At 65.7% G+C, this 15484-nt stretch carries 17 protein-coding genes and 1 tRNA gene; 11 read left to right on the forward strand and 7 right to left on the reverse strand.

From position 1 onward, the window contains the following. Positions 1-172 precede the first annotated feature (172 nt). Complete coding sequence (locus LGM89_RS31820; protein ID WP_039353086.1) at positions 173-820, forward strand: RNA pyrophosphohydrolase; 648 nt, start codon at positions 173-175, stop codon at positions 818-820. Positions 821-883: 63 nt separating this feature from the next. Continuing rightward, positions 884-1441 carry a CNP1-like family protein gene (locus LGM89_RS31825; RefSeq protein WP_226275067.1) on the forward strand — a complete coding sequence of 186 codons (558 nt, stop codon included), beginning with the start codon at positions 884-886 and terminating at the stop codon, positions 1439-1441. 95 nt (positions 1442-1536) lie between these two features. On the opposite strand, the gene proB is transcribed toward LGM89_RS31825, so the two are convergent. The 4 genes from proB to rplU form a co-directional block, all read right to left on the reverse strand. After that, complete coding sequence (gene proB / locus LGM89_RS31830) at positions 1537-2655, reverse strand: glutamate 5-kinase (protein ID WP_039353092.1); 1119 nt, start codon at positions 2653-2655, stop codon at positions 1537-1539. A gap of 90 nt (positions 2656-2745) precedes the next feature. Continuing rightward, on the reverse strand, positions 2746-3858 hold the full coding sequence (gene obgE, locus LGM89_RS31835; protein WP_089455548.1) for a GTPase ObgE: 1113 nt from the start codon (positions 3856-3858) through the stop codon (positions 2746-2748). 188 nt (positions 3859-4046) lie between these two features. Then, complete coding sequence (rpmA, locus tag LGM89_RS31840) at positions 4047-4310, reverse strand: 50S ribosomal protein L27 (protein WP_006476999.1); 264 nt, start codon at positions 4308-4310, stop codon at positions 4047-4049. Between the two features lie 24 nt (positions 4311-4334). After that, on the reverse strand, positions 4335-4646 hold the full coding sequence (gene rplU / locus LGM89_RS31845) for a 50S ribosomal protein L21 (RefSeq protein WP_006025184.1): 312 nt from the start codon (positions 4644-4646) through the stop codon (positions 4335-4337). A 210-nt stretch (positions 4647-4856) separates the two neighbouring features. Between rplU and LGM89_RS31850 the strand changes: the two genes are divergently transcribed. From LGM89_RS31850 to LGM89_RS31890, 9 genes are all read left to right on the forward strand, one after another. Then, a complete protein-coding gene (locus LGM89_RS31850) occupies positions 4857-5852 on the forward strand; it encodes a polyprenyl synthetase family protein (RefSeq protein ID WP_089424435.1) in 996 nt (331 codons plus the stop codon). A 149-nt stretch (positions 5853-6001) separates the two neighbouring features. After that, positions 6002-6078: transfer RNA gene (locus LGM89_RS31855), tRNA-Pro, on the forward strand. Between the two features lie 140 nt (positions 6079-6218). Next, entirely contained in the window at positions 6219-7511 is a 1293-nt protein-coding gene (locus tag LGM89_RS31860) for an HlyC/CorC family transporter (RefSeq protein WP_179254791.1), read from the forward strand. An 83-nt stretch (positions 7512-7594) separates the two neighbouring features. Continuing rightward, positions 7595-8869 (forward strand): GspE/PulE family protein, encoded by a 1275-nt coding sequence (locus tag LGM89_RS31865; protein ID WP_226275069.1) that lies wholly within the window; start codon positions 7595-7597, stop codon positions 8867-8869. Further along, positions 8866-10077, forward strand: a complete 1212-nt coding sequence (locus LGM89_RS31870; RefSeq protein WP_226275071.1) for a type II secretion system F family protein — start codon at positions 8866-8868, stop codon at positions 10075-10077. The genes LGM89_RS31865 and LGM89_RS31870 overlap by 4 nt, the downstream gene beginning before the upstream one ends. A gap of 45 nt (positions 10078-10122) precedes the next feature. Next, positions 10123-11034: a prepilin peptidase gene (locus LGM89_RS31875; RefSeq protein ID WP_089494050.1), complete on the forward strand. Its 912-nt coding sequence runs from the start codon at positions 10123-10125 to the stop codon at positions 11032-11034. A 1-nt stretch (position 11035) separates the two neighbouring features. Next, the gene (coaE, locus tag LGM89_RS31880; protein WP_089494049.1) at positions 11036-11644 is read left to right on the forward strand and encodes a dephospho-CoA kinase; all 609 of its coding nucleotides are present in this window, start codon (positions 11036-11038) and stop codon (positions 11642-11644) included. 109 nt (positions 11645-11753) lie between these two features. Beyond that, complete coding sequence (zapD, locus tag LGM89_RS31885; RefSeq protein ID WP_039353119.1) at positions 11754-12509, forward strand: cell division protein ZapD; 756 nt, start codon at positions 11754-11756, stop codon at positions 12507-12509. Positions 12510-12534: 25 nt separating this feature from the next. Further along, positions 12535-12735, forward strand: a complete 201-nt coding sequence (locus tag LGM89_RS31890) for a DNA gyrase inhibitor YacG (protein WP_027788444.1) — start codon at positions 12535-12537, stop codon at positions 12733-12735. Between the two features lie 60 nt (positions 12736-12795). On the opposite strand, the gene LGM89_RS31895 is transcribed toward LGM89_RS31890, so the two are convergent. Genes LGM89_RS31895 through argJ form a run of 3 tightly spaced genes read right to left on the reverse strand, consistent with a single transcriptional unit; the run spans position 12796 to position 15366 of the window. Next, entirely contained in the window at positions 12796-13239 is a 444-nt protein-coding gene (locus LGM89_RS31895; protein ID WP_089494048.1) for an NUDIX domain-containing protein, read from the reverse strand. Further along, positions 13236-14105 carry an ATP-binding protein gene (locus LGM89_RS31900; RefSeq protein ID WP_089439171.1) on the reverse strand — a complete coding sequence of 290 codons (870 nt, stop codon included), beginning with the start codon at positions 14103-14105 and terminating at the stop codon, positions 13236-13238. Before LGM89_RS31900 ends, LGM89_RS31895 begins: the two co-directional genes overlap by 4 nt. A 19-nt stretch (positions 14106-14124) precedes the next feature. After that, the gene (gene argJ / locus LGM89_RS31905) at positions 14125-15366 is read right to left on the reverse strand and encodes a bifunctional glutamate N-acetyltransferase/amino-acid acetyltransferase ArgJ (protein ID WP_089495228.1); all 1242 of its coding nucleotides are present in this window, start codon (positions 15364-15366) and stop codon (positions 14125-14127) included. Positions 15367-15484 lie beyond the last annotated feature (118 nt).

Consider the following 15484-nt stretch of genomic DNA (forward strand, 5'->3'; position numbering starts at 1 on the left):
GTTTCAAGGTGAAAAAGCTGCGCGCGACGAACAGCGATGGCGCAGATGACGTAGCAGACTAATCAGGGACAATTCAGCCGGTGTGCCCCGCGCGGATTCGCTCCGTCACGGTGCGCAGCGCCCGTTATCTGTTTATAATCAAAGCAATTTTAAAGGATTCGAAGGTGGTTGTATGCTGGATCGTGAAGGCTTTCGCCCGAACGTCGGCATCATCCTCTTGAACGCGCGCAACGAGGTGTTTTGGGGCAAGCGGCTCCGCGAGCATTCCTGGCAGTTTCCTCAAGGTGGGATCAAGTACGGCGAGACCCCCATGCAGGCGATGTACCGGGAACTGCACGAGGAAACGGGCCTGCACCCGGAACACGTCAAGATAATCGGCCGCACACGCGACTGGTTGCGTTATGAGGTGCCTGACAAGTTCATTAAACGCGAAGTACGCGGTCATTACCGCGGCCAGAAGCAGATCTGGTTCCTGCTGCGGATGGTTGGACGCGATTGCGACATTTGCTTGCGCGCGACCGACCACCCGGAGTTCGATGCGTGGCGCTGGAACGAGTACTGGGTGCCGCTCGATGCGGTGATCGAGTTCAAGCGGGATGTCTATCAGTTGGCGCTGACGGAACTGTCGCGCTTCCTGCGCCGCCCGGCGCAGCGAGCCGAGAAGCCGCGTGGGCCGCGTCTGTCGCGCTATCCGCGCGTCATTGGCGTAGAGGCCCAGCAGACGCTGACGATTGTCGACACATCGGTAGTCTGTTCGGAGATCGAAGTGGAAGCGGGCACGCTCGACGAAATGCCGCCCCACGTGATCGTCGGCAAATGACGAATCGAACTGCATGACCGGGCGCGACCTTGGTGTCGCGCCCTTTTTTACGAGGAATGCATATTGAAAGCGATTGCTCTCGCGCTCGCATCGATTACCGCGGTGGCCACGCTGGCAGGTTGCGCGAATTCGAAGACGCCCACCAACAAGGATGACAGCGAGTTCGTGTATCTGCTGGACCGCCAGGGCACGTGGAAGGAAAACACGGTCGACTCGCTGCCGCCGCTGCCGCAGACGGGCGACCTGCTGCCGTTCAACGTATCGCAGAACACGCCGCTCAAGTTCTTCGTCGATGCGAAGTCGCTGGCGGTCGGCACCGATGGCGTCGTGCGCTACGCGGTCGTCATCACGAGCCCGGCCGGTGCGCGCAACGTGAACTACGAAGGCATCCGTTGCGACACCTACGAATGGCGTCAGTACGCCGGCCTGAATTCGGAACACGACGGCTGGGACCGCACCGTCGAGAACGACTGGCGGCGCATCGAGAACGGCGAACTGAATGCCTACCACTCGGCGCTCTATCAGGACTACTTCTGCGCGAACAAGATGCCGCAGGGCTCGACCCAGCAGATCCTGGAGAACATCCGGTTTCACCGCACCGCGATGAGCCAGTTGCGCTGACGGCGCGCGGCGCCCACCGCGCCCCTGTTCGTCGCATGAAAAAAGCCCGCATCACGCGGGCTTTTTCGTTTGACGGCCGGAACCGGCACGAATGGTCACACGAGCACCAGGTTGTCGCGATGGATCAATTCGGGCTCCAGCATGTAGCCGAGCACGGATTCGATCTCGCCGCTCGGCTTGCGGTGAATCAGTTTCGTCTCCGCGCTGCTGTAGTTCGTGAGCCCACGCGCCACTTCGCGCCCGTCGGGGCCGACACACGCGATGACTTCGCCGCGCGCGAACGCGCCCTGCACGTCGATCACGCCGATCGGCAGCAGGCTCTTGCCGCCGGCCGTCAGCTTCTCGACCGCGCCTGCGTCGATCACGACATGGCCGCGCACCTGAAGATGGTCGGCCATCCACTGCTTGCGCGCCGCCATCCGCGCGGTACGTGCGATCAGTTGCGTGCCGATCGCCTCACCGGCCGCCAGACGCACGAGCACGTCGGCCTCCCGGCCGCTCGCGATCACGGTGTTCGCGCCGCTGTGCGCCGCGCGCTTCGCCGCGAGGATCTTCGTCAGCATCCCGCCACGACCCAGGCTGGAGCCGGCGCCGCCGGCCATCGCCTCGAGTTCCGGCGCGCCTGCATTGGCTTCCGCAACGAGCGTCGCGTTCGGATCCTTGCGCGGATCGGCCGTGAACAGCCCCGACTGGTCGGTCAGGATGATCAGAGCATCGCCTTCGATCAGGTTTGCAACGAGCGCGCCGAGCGTATCGTTGTCGCCGAACTTGATTTCGTCGGTGACGACCGTGTCGTTCTCGTTGATGATCGGCACGACGCCAAGCCGCAACAGCGTCAGCATCGTCGAACGCGCATTCAGGTAACGCTCGCGGTCCGCCAGGTCGGCATGCGTCAGCAGGATCTGCGCGGTGCGGATGTCGTGCTCGGTGAAGCGGCTTTCATAGACCTGCGCGAGCCCCATCTGGCCGACTGCGGCGGCGGCCTGCAACTCGTCGATTTCCCGTGGTCGCTTGCTCCAGCCGAGCCGCTGCATCCCTTCGGCAATCGCGCCCGAACTGACGAGCACGACTTCCTTGCCCTGCGCGCGCAGTGCGGCGATCTGGGCCGCCCAACGGCCGATTGCCGCATGATCGAGCCCCTTGCCGTCGTTGGTCACGAGGCTGGAGCCCACCTTCACCACCAATCGCTTCGAATCCGCGATGATCGAACGCATCCTGCACTGTCTCCTGTATCTGCTGCCTTTCCGACCGGGCGCGATTGAACGCCGGCGCCGGGCGGCACGCCCGGCGCGTTCCGGAATCGCTCAGGCGTCGTCGCCCGGCGCTGCATCGCCCTTGGCAGGCGGCGCATCGCGGAAACGCACGTCTGCCGCGAGATCTTCCGCCTCCGCGGCGCGATGCGCGTCCGAATGTTCGGAGAGGTAGTCGTAAATCGCGTAGCACAGCGCTTCACACCCCTGGCCCGTCAGTGCCGAGATCTCGAACACGGGACCGTCCCACTCGAAGCGCTCGAGGAAATCCGCGACCCGCGCCTTGCGCTCGTCTTCCGGCACCATGTCGAGCTTGTTGAGCACGAGCCAGCGCGGCTTCTCGTAGAGCGCCTCGTCGTACTTGCGCAGCTCGCCGACGATCGCCGTCGCTTCCGCCACCGGATCGACGCTTTCGTCGAACGGCGCGAGATCGACCAGATGCAGCAGCACGCCGGTGCGCTGCAGGTGGCGCAGGAACTGATGGCCGAGGCCCGCGCCTTCGGCGGCGCCCTCGATCAGCCCCGGGATGTCGGCGATCACGAAGCTCTTGCTCGGACCGACGCGCACCACGCCGAGATTCGGCGCAAGCGTCGTGAACGGATAGTCGGCAATCTTCGGCCGCGCGTTCGACACCGACGAGATGAACGTCGACTTGCCTGCGTTCGGCATGCCGAGCAGGCCGACATCGGCGAGCACCTTCAGCTCGAGCTTCAGCATGCGACGCTCGCCGGGCTTGCCGTCCGTCTTCTGGCGCGGCGCGCGGTTCGTGCTCGACTTGAAATGCAGGTTGCCGAGCCCGCCGGCGCCGCCCTGTGCAAGCATGACCTGCTGGTCGTGCTCGGTCAGGTCGGCGATCAGCTCGCCGGTATCCATGTCGCTGATCATCGTGCCGACCGGCATGCGCAGCGTGACATCGTCGCCGCCCTTGCCGTAGCAATCCGATCCGCGCCCGTTTTCGCCGTTGCGCGCCAGGTGCTTCTTCGCGTAACGGTAGTCGATCAGCGTGTTGATGTTGCGGTCGGCGATCGCGTATACGCTACCGCCCCGGCCGCCGTCGCCGCCGTCCGGCCCGCCGAACGGGACGAATTTCTCGCGGCGCATCGACGCACTGCCATCGCCTCCGTCTCCGGCGATGACTTCGATTCGTGCTTCGTCAATGAACTTCATTCGTCACTCCGCCCAGTATTTCCGCTATTGTGCCGCGCGCCGGCGCGCTTGAACAATCTGCCGTTCGGCCGATCGTACGCCGGTTGCGCGATGGCCGCCCGAACGCACACGCGCCCGGCGGCCAAATAAAAAAAGGCCCCGCGAAGACTGCGGGGCCTTTCGGCTACGAAGCCCGTGGGTGCCTGAACTTAGGCAGCCGCCGGGACAACGATGACCAGATGCTTCTTGTCCGCGCCCTTCGTCGCGAACTTGACGTGACCGTCGACCAGCGCGAACAGGGTGTGATCCTTGCCCATGCCGACGTTCTCGCCTGCGTGCATGCGCGTACCGCGCTGACGCACGATGATGCCGCCGGCATTGATTGCCTGGCCGCCGTACACTTTCACGCCGAGACGTTTCGACTCGGAGTCGCGGCCGTTCCGGGAAGAGCCGCCTGCCTTTTTGTGTGCCATCTGATTGCTCCTTTACCGAGGCGCTTACGCGTTGATCGCGTCGATGCGCAGCTCAGTGTAGTTCTGGCGGTGGCCGCCGTGCTTTTGGTAGTGCTTCCGGCGACGCATCTTGAAGATGGTGACCTTGGCATGACGACCGTGCGACACAACGGTGGCCTTGACGGAAGCCCCACTGACCAGCGGCGTACCGAACTTAATCGATTCGCCTTCGCCCACTGCGAGAACCTGGTCGAGCGTGATTTCAGCGTCAATGTCAGCCGGTATCTGTTCTACTTTGAGTTTTTCGCCAACGGCAACCTTGTACTGCTTGCCGCCGGTTTTTATGACCGCGTACATTGAGAACCTCACTCTGGATCCAATTTTTCCGCACACCACGCGCGGAAAACACGTGATTATACATGGGCTTAGCGCCTAAGTCAAAGCCGATCGCCGATTGCCGCGCGCGGGCCTCTACCGGACGGCCAAAATCGCGCCGCTGGTACGTCTGACAGACCGGCATATCGCGGATTCGACTTATAATCCGCGGCATCACCCAATTCCATCATCATGTCGTCGTCCACCGCCTCCCCCACCCTCAGCGCCGCCCATCTGCTCGCTCCGATCACCACTGACATGGAGCAGGTGAATCGCGTTATCCGGCAAAGCCTCGCGTCCGATGTGCTGCTGATCAACCAGATCGCCGAGTACATCATCGGCGCGGGCGGCAAGCGGCTGCGGCCGGCATTGCTGCTGCTCGTCGCCGGCGCGCTCGGCGAGACGTCGCACCAGCGGCACGTGCTGGCCGCCGTCGTCGAGTTCATCCACACGGCCACGCTGCTGCATGACGACGTCGTCGACGAATCCGAGCTGCGCCGCGGCCGCCAGACCGCCAATGCGCTGTTCGGCAACGCGGCGAGCGTGCTGGTAGGCGACTACCTCTATTCGCGCTCGTTCGAGATGATGGTCGGCGTCGGCAAGATGCGCGTGATGGAGATCCTGTCGGAAGCGACGACGATCATTTCCGAAGGCGAGGTGCTGCAGCTCCTCAACATGCACGACGCGGACGTCGACGAAACGCGCTACATGCAGGTGATCCGTTACAAGACGGCCAAGCTGTTCGAGGCCTCGGCACGTCTGGGCGCGGTACTCGCGGGCGCCGATGCGCCGACCGAGGCGGCCGCCGCCGAATACGGCCGCCGGATCGGCACTGCATTCCAGATCATGGACGACTGGCTCGACTACGCGGGCACCGCCGAGGCAATGGGCAAGAATGCCGGCGACGACCTTCGCGAAGGCAAGCCGACGCTGCCGCTCATCTATCTGATCGAACGCGGCACGCCCGAACAGTCGGCGCTGGCACGCGAAGCGATCGAACAGGGCGGCACCGATCGCTTCGACACGATCTTCGAAGCAATCACGCGCTCGGGCGCACTGGATCACACGCTCGAATGCGCACGCCAGGAAGCGCAGGCGGCAGCCGCGGCGATTGCCGCGTTCCCGGACTCGATCTATAAGGAAAGCCTGCTCGGGCTGTGCTCATACTCGACGTCGCGGCAATCGTAAACACGCCGCGAACGCGACGCGATGCCTTGTCTCGAAAATTTTCTTCATCAAAGTATTCCCTTTTAGAAAAAACATCGTTATAGTTACGTTCTTGCTTGTGACGACGCAGCGATTCTTAACGAAGACGGCGAAGTCCAAAGAGCAAAAATCGGGGTGTAGCTTAGCCTGGTAGAGCGCTACGTTCGGGACGTAGAGGCCGGAGGTTCGAATCCTCTCACCCCGACCAGATTTTAAAAAACCGTGCACTTCGTGCACGGTTTTTTTTTACCCGGCCGCCGCTAGCTCCTCGTGTCGCGCACGACACATCGCGGTCGCCGGCCTCTGCTATATTTCTCCCATCCCAGTCCTTCACTGCCCTTCCAACGCGTGGACCAAATTCCCTTATGGGCGCAAATCGGCGCCGTCTTCCTGCTTCTCCTCTGTTCCAGCTTCTTTTCGATTTCCGAAACCGCGATGATGGCGCTCAACCGTCATCGGCTGAAGCATCTCGCCAGCCAGGGCGCACTCGGCGCGAAAACCACGCAAGGCCTGCTCACGCGCACTGACCTGCTGCTCAGCGTGATCCTGATCGGCAACAACCTGTTCAACACGATCATCCCGGTCCTGACGACGTCGCTCGCGCTGCATACGTTCGGCCGCAACAACCTCGCGCTGTCGATCGCGACCGGCATCGTCGCGTTCCTGATCATCGTGTTCGCCGAAATCGCGCCGAAGATCGTCGGCGCGACGTTCCCCGAACGCATCGCGCTGCCCGCGAGCCTCGTGATCGCGCCGCTGATGCGCGTGTTCAAGCCCGTCGTCTGGTTCGTCAACGCCCTCGCGAACGGCGTGCTGTGGGTGCTGCGCATCAACACGAAGAAGGGTCGCGACCAGCGAATGTCGGCCGACGAGCTGCGGGCCATCGTGCTCGAGTCGAGCAGTTTCATGCCGACCAAGCACCGCAGCATCCTGCTCAACCTGTTCGATCTCGAGAACATCACGGTCGACGACGTGATGGTGCCGCGCCGCCAGATCGAGTCGCTCAATTTCTACGCGCCGCTCGACGACGTCCTGCACCAGCTCGAAACCTGCTATCACAACCGGCTCGTCGTCTACGAAGGCGACATCGACAAGGTGCTCGGCGTGTTGCACGTCCGCAAGACGCTGACCGCGCTGCACAACCAGGAATTCGACCGCGAGACGCTGCGCGCGCTGCTCGCCGAGCCGTACTACGTGCCGTCCGGCACACCGGTGGTCCAGCAGCTCCAGTTTTTCCAGGAAACCCGCCAGCGGACCGCGCTCGTCGTCAACGAGTACGGCGAACTCGAAGGGCTCGTCACGCCCGAAGACATCATCGAGGAGCTGATCGGCGAATTCACGACGTCGATGCCGCGCAGCGAGCGCAAGGGCGGCTGGGACGAGAACGGCGAATGCATCGTCTCGGCGAGCATGCCGCTGCGCGAACTGAATCGCTGGTTGCATCTGAAGCTGCCGACCGACGGGCCGAAGACGCTGAACGGCCTGGTGCTCGAAATCCTCGAGGAAATTCCGGAAGACGACGTGTGCCTGAAAATCGGCGACGTGATGCTCGAGGTGATGCGCAGCGACGATCAGGCCGTGCGCACCGTCAAGCTCTTCAAGCCGCGCAGCTCGCGCACCGCACGCGCCACGTCGCGCTAGCCGAACGGCTGACTGCCGGCGCCGCCCGCGACGCGCGACCATCTGCTGGTCACGGTCAACAGGCGGCCAGCGAGCCGGCTCACATGCATTTCCCTCCTCCCGGGGCGCCGCTGCGCACGCAGCCGCCCGCCCACTCCGATACGTCGCCCGCCACCGCACCGCGCGCGCTCGACGCGGCCCAGCTCGACGATGCGCCGGCCGTGCGGCTGCTGACGGACACGCTTCACGCGGCGCGCGTACGCGATGCATCCGACATCCACGTCGAACCATTCGAAGCCAGCTGGCGCATCCGCCTGCGCATCGACGGCGTGCTGCACGAACATGCACGGCCGCCCCTTCATCTGCGCGACGCGCTCGTCACACGGATCAAGGTGCTCGCGCGCATGGACATCGCCGAGCGGCGGCTCCCGCAGGACGGCAGGCTGCGCATCGTGATCGACGGCGGTACACGCGGCGACTACCGGGTCAGCTCGCTGCCCACGTTGTTCGGTGAAAAGCTGGTGCTGCGGCGGCTCGAAACCATGCCGACCGACCTCACACTCGCCCGCCTCGGCTTCGACGCGCAGCAGGCGGCCGCGATGGAGGCCGCGATACGCGCCCCGCATGGCCTCGTACTCGTCACGGGTCCGACCGGCAGCGGCAAGACGCTGTCGCTCTACTGCGCGCTGCAGATGCTCGATCGCGACGCGCACAACGTCTGCACGGTCGAGGATCCCGCCGAGATCCAGCTCGACGGCATCAGCCAGGTCGGTGTCGCCGAAAAGGCCGGGCTCACGTTCGCGACGGCACTGCGCGCGCTCTTGCGGCAGGATCCGGACATCATCATGGTCGGCGAGATTCGCGATGCGGAGACGGCCGACGTCGCGATCAAGGCCGCGCAGACCGGCCATCTCGTGCTGTCGACGCTGCATACGAACGACGCACCGGCCGCCGTCGCGCGGCTGCTCGACATCGGCGTCGCACCGTACAACCTCGCGGCCGCGCTGCACCTCGTCACCGCGCAACGCCTCGTCCGGAGGCTGTGCACCGCCTGCCGCGTGCACTCGGACGCACCGGCGCCCGTCCTGCGCGAAGCCGGCTGCGACCCGGCCGCCCTCGCAACCGGATGGCGGCCGTTCGTTGCGCGAGGCTGTCCGGCCTGTCACGGCATCGGCTATCGCGGCCGCGTCGGCCTGCATCAGACGATGCCGGTGTCGTCCGGGCTGGCGGAACGCATCGTCGCACGGGCGAGTGTTGGCGAGCTCGCGCAATGCGTGGCGGCCGAAGGCGTGCGCAGTCTGCGCGACGCGGCGCTTGCGCGCGTCCGTGACGGCACGACGAGCATCGCGGAAGCCCTCGCCGCGACACCTGCCGCATGAGCATGCACACGCCGCCGCGCGAAACCCGCTTCGCGTGGCGCGGCCGCCGTCGCGACGGCACATCGCGCCGCGGGACCGTCATTGCATTCGACGCCGCGGGCGCACGTGCCGCGCTCGCACGCGACGGCATCGCCGTACTGTCGCTCGATGTCCGCGGGGCGGCCCGGCCGCCCACGGCCAGCGCGCGGGACGTCACGCGCTTCACGCGCCAGCTCGCGAGCCTGCTGCAGGCCGGGTTGCCGCTCGCGCCGTCGCTCGAGATGCTCGCGCGTACGCGGCCACACGACGGTCTGCCACGCATCGCAGCCGGGCTCGCCCGCGAGATCGTCGGCGGCCGGCGCTTCGCCGATGCACTCGCACGCTATCCATCCCGGTTCGGCACGCTGTATCGCCAGCTGATCGAGGTCGGCGAAGCGTCCGGCTCGCTCGGCATCGTGCTGACGCGGGTCGCGGCACACCGCGAGCGCACCGACGCTCAGTGGCGCAAGCTGCGGGCCGCGCTCGCGTACCCGGCGGCCGTCATCCTGTTCGGGCTCGCGATCTCGGCCGCGCTGATGGTGTGGGTGGTACCGACGTTCCGCCAGATCTTCGACGGTTTCGGCGCCGCACTGCCGGCGCCAACCCGCGCGCTGCTCGCGCTGTCCTCCGCGCTGTCGGCATGGGGCGGTGGGCTGCTCGCCATTGCCGCGGCAGCCGGGCTGGCCGCACATCACGCGCTGCGGCGCTCGGCACCGCTGCGCCACGCTGTCGCGCGGCAACTATTGCACGCGCCGCTCGCGGGTAGCGCGCTCAGCCGGTACGCGGCCGCACGCTGGTGCCGCTCGCTGGCGACGCTGCTCGGCGCCGGTGTGCCGCTCGCCGACGCCTTCGCCACGCTCGAGCGCACTGCCGGCCATCCGGTGTTCGAGCACGCCACTGCGCACATCGCAGCCCGCGTGCTGCGCGGCGCACGCCTGGCGGACGCCATGCAGTCGGCCGGATGCTTTCCGGACGACGTCGTGCAGCCGATCGCCGTCGCCGAGGAGACGGGTGCGCTCGACGCGATGCTCGCCGACATCGCGGCGCTGTGCGAACGCCAGCTCGACGCGCGTCTCGATGCACTCGCCGCGCTCGGCGAACCGCTGATCGTGATCGTACTGGGCGCACTCGTCGGCGGCCTCGTGATCGCGATGTACCTGCCCATCCTTCAGCTCGGCAACGTGGTGTAGCATCGCAACCGATTCTGTCGCCTTTTAGTCCGAACCTTGAGCCTCATGACGCCAGCGCCCCTGTACTCCGTTACCGATTCGCCCGAGAGCACGCTGCTCGCGCTGGCGATGCTGCCGCCCGCGCTGCAGTATGCGTTCGCGATCGTCGTCGGCCTGTGCGTCGGCAGCTTCCTGAACGTGGTCGTCCACCGGCTGCCCGTGATGATGCAGCGTGCGTGGCAGGCCGAGATCGATGAAGCGACCGGCAACGCGAGCGCCCCGCCCGACGACGGCTACCCGCCGCGCTACGATTTGTGGCGCCCGCGCAGCGCCTGCCCGCATTGCGGCCACGTGCTGCGCGCATGGGAAAACATCCCGCTCGTCAGCTTTCTGATGCTGCGCGGGCGCTGCCGGCGCTGCGGCCACGGGATCGGCATCGTATATCCGCTCGTCGAGCTCGCGTGCGCGCTGCTCGCCGCCGGCTCACTCGCGGTATTCGGCCCGACCGTCGCCGCGCTTGCCGCGTTCGCGCTGTGCGCCGCACTGCTCGCGATGAGCGCGATCGATATCCGGACGGGCTACCTCCCCGACTCGATGACGCTACCGCTCCTCTGGGCCGGGCTCGTGCTGAACCTCGGCGGCACGTTCACGTCGCTGCGCTCGGCGGTGATCGGGGCCATGGCCGGCTACCTGTTCCTGTGGGCAATCTACTGGCTGTTCAAATGGCTGCGCGGCATCGAGGGCATCGGTTTTGGCGACCTGAAGCTGCTCGCCGCGCTCGGCGCATGGATGGGCTGGGCCGCATTGCCGCAGGTCGTGCTGTTCGCCGCGGTGACGGGCGCGATCGTCGGGCTCATCGCGACCTGGCGCGGCCGCATGCGCTTCGAGGAGCCGATTCCGTTCGGCCCGTTCCTCGCGGCAGGCGGCGCCGCGACGCTGTTTTTCGGCACCCCGTTCTATTCGGCGCTCGGAGGCTGACATGTTCGCCATTGGACTCACCGGCGGCATCGGCAGCGGCAAGACGACCGTCGCCGACCTGTTCGGCGCCCGCGGCGCGTCACTGGTCGATACCGATCTGATTGCCCATCGCATCACCGCACCGGGCGGTCTCGCGATGCCGGCGATCGAACAGGCATTCGGCCGGGCCTTCGTTGCCGCCGACGGCTCGCTCGACCGTGCGAAGATGCGCGCACTGATCTTCAGCGACGACGCCGCGCTCCGGCGCCTTGAAGCGATCACGCATCCGCTGATCCGCGCGGAAACCGATCGCGAAGCCCGCGAAGCGCAGGGCCCGTACGTGATGTTCGTGGTGCCGCTGCTCGTCGAGTCAGGCAACTGGAAGGCGCGCAGCGACCGCGTGCTCGTCGTCGATTGCCCGGTCGACACGCAGATCGCACGCGTGATGCGGCGCAACGGCTTCACGCGCGAGCAGGTCGAAGCGATCATCGCGAAACAGGCCACGCGCGAAGCCCGTCTCGCGGCGGCCGACGACGTGATCGTCAACGACGCGACGACACCCGATACGCTCGCCGCACAGGTCGATGCACTGCACCAACGCTATCTCGGGTTTGCGGCCGCCGCGCGCTGAACCTCGTGCCCAATCGTGATGGTGTACGAAATTGGCGCGTTGCTAGGGTAGAGAGTGAGCATTAGAATGTCCTGCATTGTTTCAATCCCTACCCAAGAGGCGAGCGCGCTTGATTCTTTACGAGTATCCGTTCAACGAGCGAATTCGCACGCTGTTGCGCCTCGAAGATCTCTTCGAGCGCTTCGCGTTCTTTTTGGCTCAGGAGGACCCGCGTGAACACCACGTCGCGCTGACGACGCTGTTCGAAATCGCCGAGGTAACGGGCCGCGCGGACCTGAAATCGGATCTGATGAAGGAGCTCGAACGTCAGCGCCAGACGCTCGCCCCCTTTCGCGGCAATCCGGGCATCGAGCAGAACGCGCTCGAAGCCGTGCTCGGCGAAATCGAGCAGACGCTCGCGAACCTCGCGCAGATGCAGGGCAAGACCGGGCAGCACCTCGTCGACAACGAGTGGCTCGCCAGCATCCGCAGCCGTGCGGTGATTCCCGGCGGCACGTGCAAGTTCGACCTGCCGTCGTACTACGCATGGCAGCAGTGGCCCGCCGAGCAGCGGCGCCAGGACATCGCGAAGTGGATCCTGCCGATGCTGCCGCTGCGCGACGCGGTGACGATCGTGCTGCGGCTCGCGCGCGAATCGGGCCAGGCGTCGAAGGTCATGGCGATGCAGGGCAGCTACCAGCAGATGCTGTCCGGCCGCACCTACCAGCTGATGCAGGTGCGCGTGCCGCCGGAGTTGCGCGTCATTCCCGAAGCGAGCGCGAACAAATACATGCTGTGGGTACGGTTCACCATGCAGGACGGCGATGTGCGTCCGCGCGCGGTGGATATCGACGTGCCGTTCCATCTGACATTGTGCAATCTGTAACGGCCGCGGGCCGGATCGCTTTCGTATGACTACCGTTGTGAAATGCCCGTCGTGCGGCGCCGAAGTGCGCTGGACGCCCGAAAATCAGTTCCGCCCGTTCTGCTCGGCCCGCTGCAAGCAGCTCGACCTCGGCGCATGGGCCGCGGAAAAGTACCGGATCGGTGGATCCTCCGACGAGGGCCCCTCGTCGGAAGAAGACGGCACGGACGGCCGCCGCGACAGCTGAGCGGCGCACAGCACCGCCTGCCAATGATATGGCCCGCCTTTCCGGCAGGCCATCATGGCGTCAGTTCGACGCGGCTTCCTTCTCGAGCAGTTCGAGCACCGGCAGCGCGGCCGGCAACAGCGGCGCGACGGCGACCGGCAGTTGCTGCCACACGAACGCCTGCCCTTCCTTGCTGTGCGGCTCGCCCGTCCAGCTCGTCACCTTGCAGAAATACAGCCGCACGTACGCATGCGGATAATCGTGCTCGAGCGTGTGCCAGCGGTGGCTGGCCGTGACTTCGATGCCGAGCTCCTCGTGCAGTTCGCGCGCAAGCGCGTCCTCGACGCTTTCACCGGCCTCCAGCTTGCCGCCCGGAAACTCCCAGTAGCCTTCATACGGCTTACCTTGCAGCCGCTGCGCGAGCAGGTAGCTTCCGTCCGGCTGCACCATCACGCCGACCGCGACTTCCGTCACCTTGCGGCCATCGGGCGCGCGCACCGCGCCTTGTGCGAGATCCGCGCTCATGCCTGCTCCTTGCGGCCCGACCAGTCACGCGCAAACTGCCACGCGACGCGTCCCGACCGCGAACCGCGCTCGAGCGCCCACACGAGCGCATCGCCGCGTGCGGATTCGATTTCCGCATCCGGGCAGCCGAAATGACGCAGCCAGTGCCCGACGATGTCGAGGTAGTCGTCCTGCTTGAACGGATAGAAGCTGACCCACAGGCCGAAACGCTCCGACAGCGAGATCTTTTCCTCGACGACTTCGCCGGGGTGAATCTCGCCATCCGGAAGATGCTTGTACGACTCGTTGTCGCTCATGTACTCGGGCAGCAGATGGCGGCGGTTCGACGTCGCGTAGATCAGCACGTTGTCCGACTGCGCGGCGATCGAGCCGTCGAGCGCGACCTTCAGCGCCTTGTAGCCCGACTCGCCCTCCTCGAACGACAGGTCGTCGCAAAACACGATGAAGCGCTCGGGACGCTGCGAGATCAGGTCGACGATGTCGCCGAGATCGTGCAGGTCGTCCTTGTCGACTTCGATCAGGCGCAGGCCGTCGTTCGCATACGCGTTCAGGCACGCCTTGATCAGCGACGATTTGCCGGTACCGCGCGCGCCGGTCAGCAGCACGTTGTTGGCCGGCTTCTGCTGCACGAACTGCCGCGTGTTCTGTTCGATCAGCCCTTTCTGGCGATCGATGTTGTGCAGGTCACCGAGCGTGATCGACGACACGGCCGGCACCGGCTGCAGATAGCCGCGCCCCTGGCGCTTGCGCCAGCGGAACGCATGCGCGGCATTCCAGTCGACCGCGGCCGGCGCGGGCGGCAGCATCCCCTCGAGACGGCCGAGCAGCGCTTCGGCGCGCGTCAGAAACTGTTCAAGCTTGTCCATGTCGTTCGAACGCTCCCGATCAGGAGCGGTAATCCGCGTTGATGCTCACGTAGTCATGCGACAGGTCGCACGTCCAGATGGTGGCCTGCGCGTCGCCGCGGCCGAGCAGCACGCGAATCGTGATTTCGCTCTGCTTCATCACGCGCTGGCCGTCTTCTTCCTGGTAAGCCGGGTTGCGGCCGCCCGCCTTCGCGACGAGCACGTCGTCGAGATAGAGGTCGATCTTGTCGACGTCCAGATCCGCGACACCTGCGTAGCCGATCGCCGCGAGAATCCGGCCGAGGTTGGGGTCGGATGCATAGAACGCCGTCTTCACGAGCGGCGAATGGCCGATCGCATAAGCGATCTGGCGGCATTCCGCGACGTTCTTGCCGCCTTCGACGTGCACCGTCATGAATTTCGTCGCGCCTTCGCCATCGCGCACGATCAATTGCGACAGCACCTGCGCAACTTCCGTCACCGCATCGCGCAGCGCCGCGTAGGCCGGCGAATCGGTCGACGTGATCGCCGGCAGCGTGCTCTTGCCCGACGCGATCAGGATGAACGAGTCGTTCGTCGACGTGTCGCCGTCGATCGTGATGCAGTTGAACGAGCGATCCGCGACTTCCTTTACGAGCGTGTCGAGCACCGGCTGCGCGACGTTCGCGTCGAACGCGAGGAAGCCGAGCATCGTCGCCATGTTCGGCTTGATCATGCCCGCGCCCTTGCTGATGCCCGTCAACGTGACCGTATGGCCGTCGATCGTCACCTGGCGCGACGTGGCCTTCGGCAGCGTGTCCGTCGTCATGATCGCCTGCGCGGCGTCGAACCAGTTCGCGGCCTTGCGGTTCGCAAGCGCGGCCGGCAGGCCGGCCTTCAGGCGATCGATCGGCAGCGGCTCGAGGATCACGCCGGTCGAGAACGGCAACACCTGCGCCGGCTCGATGCCCGCGAGGCGCGCGAGTTCCGTGCAGGTTTCGCGTGCGTTCACGAGGCCCGGCTCGCCGGTGCCCGCATTCGCATTGCCCGTATTCACCACGAGCGCGCGAATGCCCGCGCCGCCCGCGCGCACCTTCGCCAGATGCTCGCGGCAGACGGTGACCGGCGCTGCGCAGAAACGGTTTTCGGTGAACACGCCCGCGACCGTCGCGCCTTCGTCGACGGAGATGACCAGCACGTCCTTGCGATTCGGCTTGCGGATGTTCGCTTCCGCCCAGCCGAGCGTGACGCCGGCGACGGGATGCAGTTGGGCGGGATCGATCGACGGAAAATTGACAGCCATGGGGCACACCTGCCGGATGGAAAATGCCGGCATGCGCCGGCATCGATTGGAAGAACCAGCGGCCGCACGCGCGGGCCGCCGCAACTCACATCACTCACGCGAAGCTGCGAATGACGCG

It is taken from the genome of Burkholderia sp. AU31624, from assembly GCF_020420065.1.
In the GTDB taxonomy this organism is placed as follows: Bacteria; Pseudomonadota; Gammaproteobacteria; order Burkholderiales; family Burkholderiaceae; genus Burkholderia.

Coding starts and splice junctions, on each gene's coding strand:
- argJ (WP_089495228.1), bottom strand. CDS start 15,366: ATGGCTGTCAATTTTCCGTCGATCGATCCCGCCCAACTGCATCCCGTC.
- LGM89_RS31850 (WP_089424435.1), top strand. CDS start 4,857: ATGTCGTCGTCCACCGCCTCCCCCACCCTCAGCGCCGCCCATCTGCTC.
- LGM89_RS31875 (WP_089494050.1), top strand. CDS start 10,123: ATGACGCCAGCGCCCCTGTACTCCGTTACCGATTCGCCCGAGAGCACG.
- LGM89_RS31895 (WP_089494048.1), bottom strand. CDS start 13,239: ATGAGCGCGGATCTCGCACAAGGCGCGGTGCGCGCGCCCGATGGCCGC.
- coaE (WP_089494049.1), top strand. CDS start 11,036: ATGTTCGCCATTGGACTCACCGGCGGCATCGGCAGCGGCAAGACGACC.
- LGM89_RS31890 (WP_027788444.1), top strand. CDS start 12,535: ATGACTACCGTTGTGAAATGCCCGTCGTGCGGCGCCGAAGTGCGCTGG.
- LGM89_RS31870 (WP_226275071.1), top strand. CDS start 8,866: ATGAGCATGCACACGCCGCCGCGCGAAACCCGCTTCGCGTGGCGCGGC.
- LGM89_RS31820 (WP_039353086.1), top strand. CDS start 173: ATGCTGGATCGTGAAGGCTTTCGCCCGAACGTCGGCATCATCCTCTTG.
- proB (WP_039353092.1), bottom strand. CDS start 2,655: ATGCGTTCGATCATCGCGGATTCGAAGCGATTGGTGGTGAAGGTGGGC.
- rpmA (WP_006476999.1), bottom strand. CDS start 4,310: ATGGCACACAAAAAGGCAGGCGGCTCTTCCCGGAACGGCCGCGACTCC.
- LGM89_RS31865 (WP_226275069.1), top strand. CDS start 7,595: ATGCATTTCCCTCCTCCCGGGGCGCCGCTGCGCACGCAGCCGCCCGCC.
- obgE (WP_089455548.1), bottom strand. CDS start 3,858: ATGAAGTTCATTGACGAAGCACGAATCGAAGTCATCGCCGGAGACGGA.
- LGM89_RS31900 (WP_089439171.1), bottom strand. CDS start 14,105: ATGGACAAGCTTGAACAGTTTCTGACGCGCGCCGAAGCGCTGCTCGGC.
- rplU (WP_006025184.1), bottom strand. CDS start 4,646: ATGTACGCGGTCATAAAAACCGGCGGCAAGCAGTACAAGGTTGCCGTT.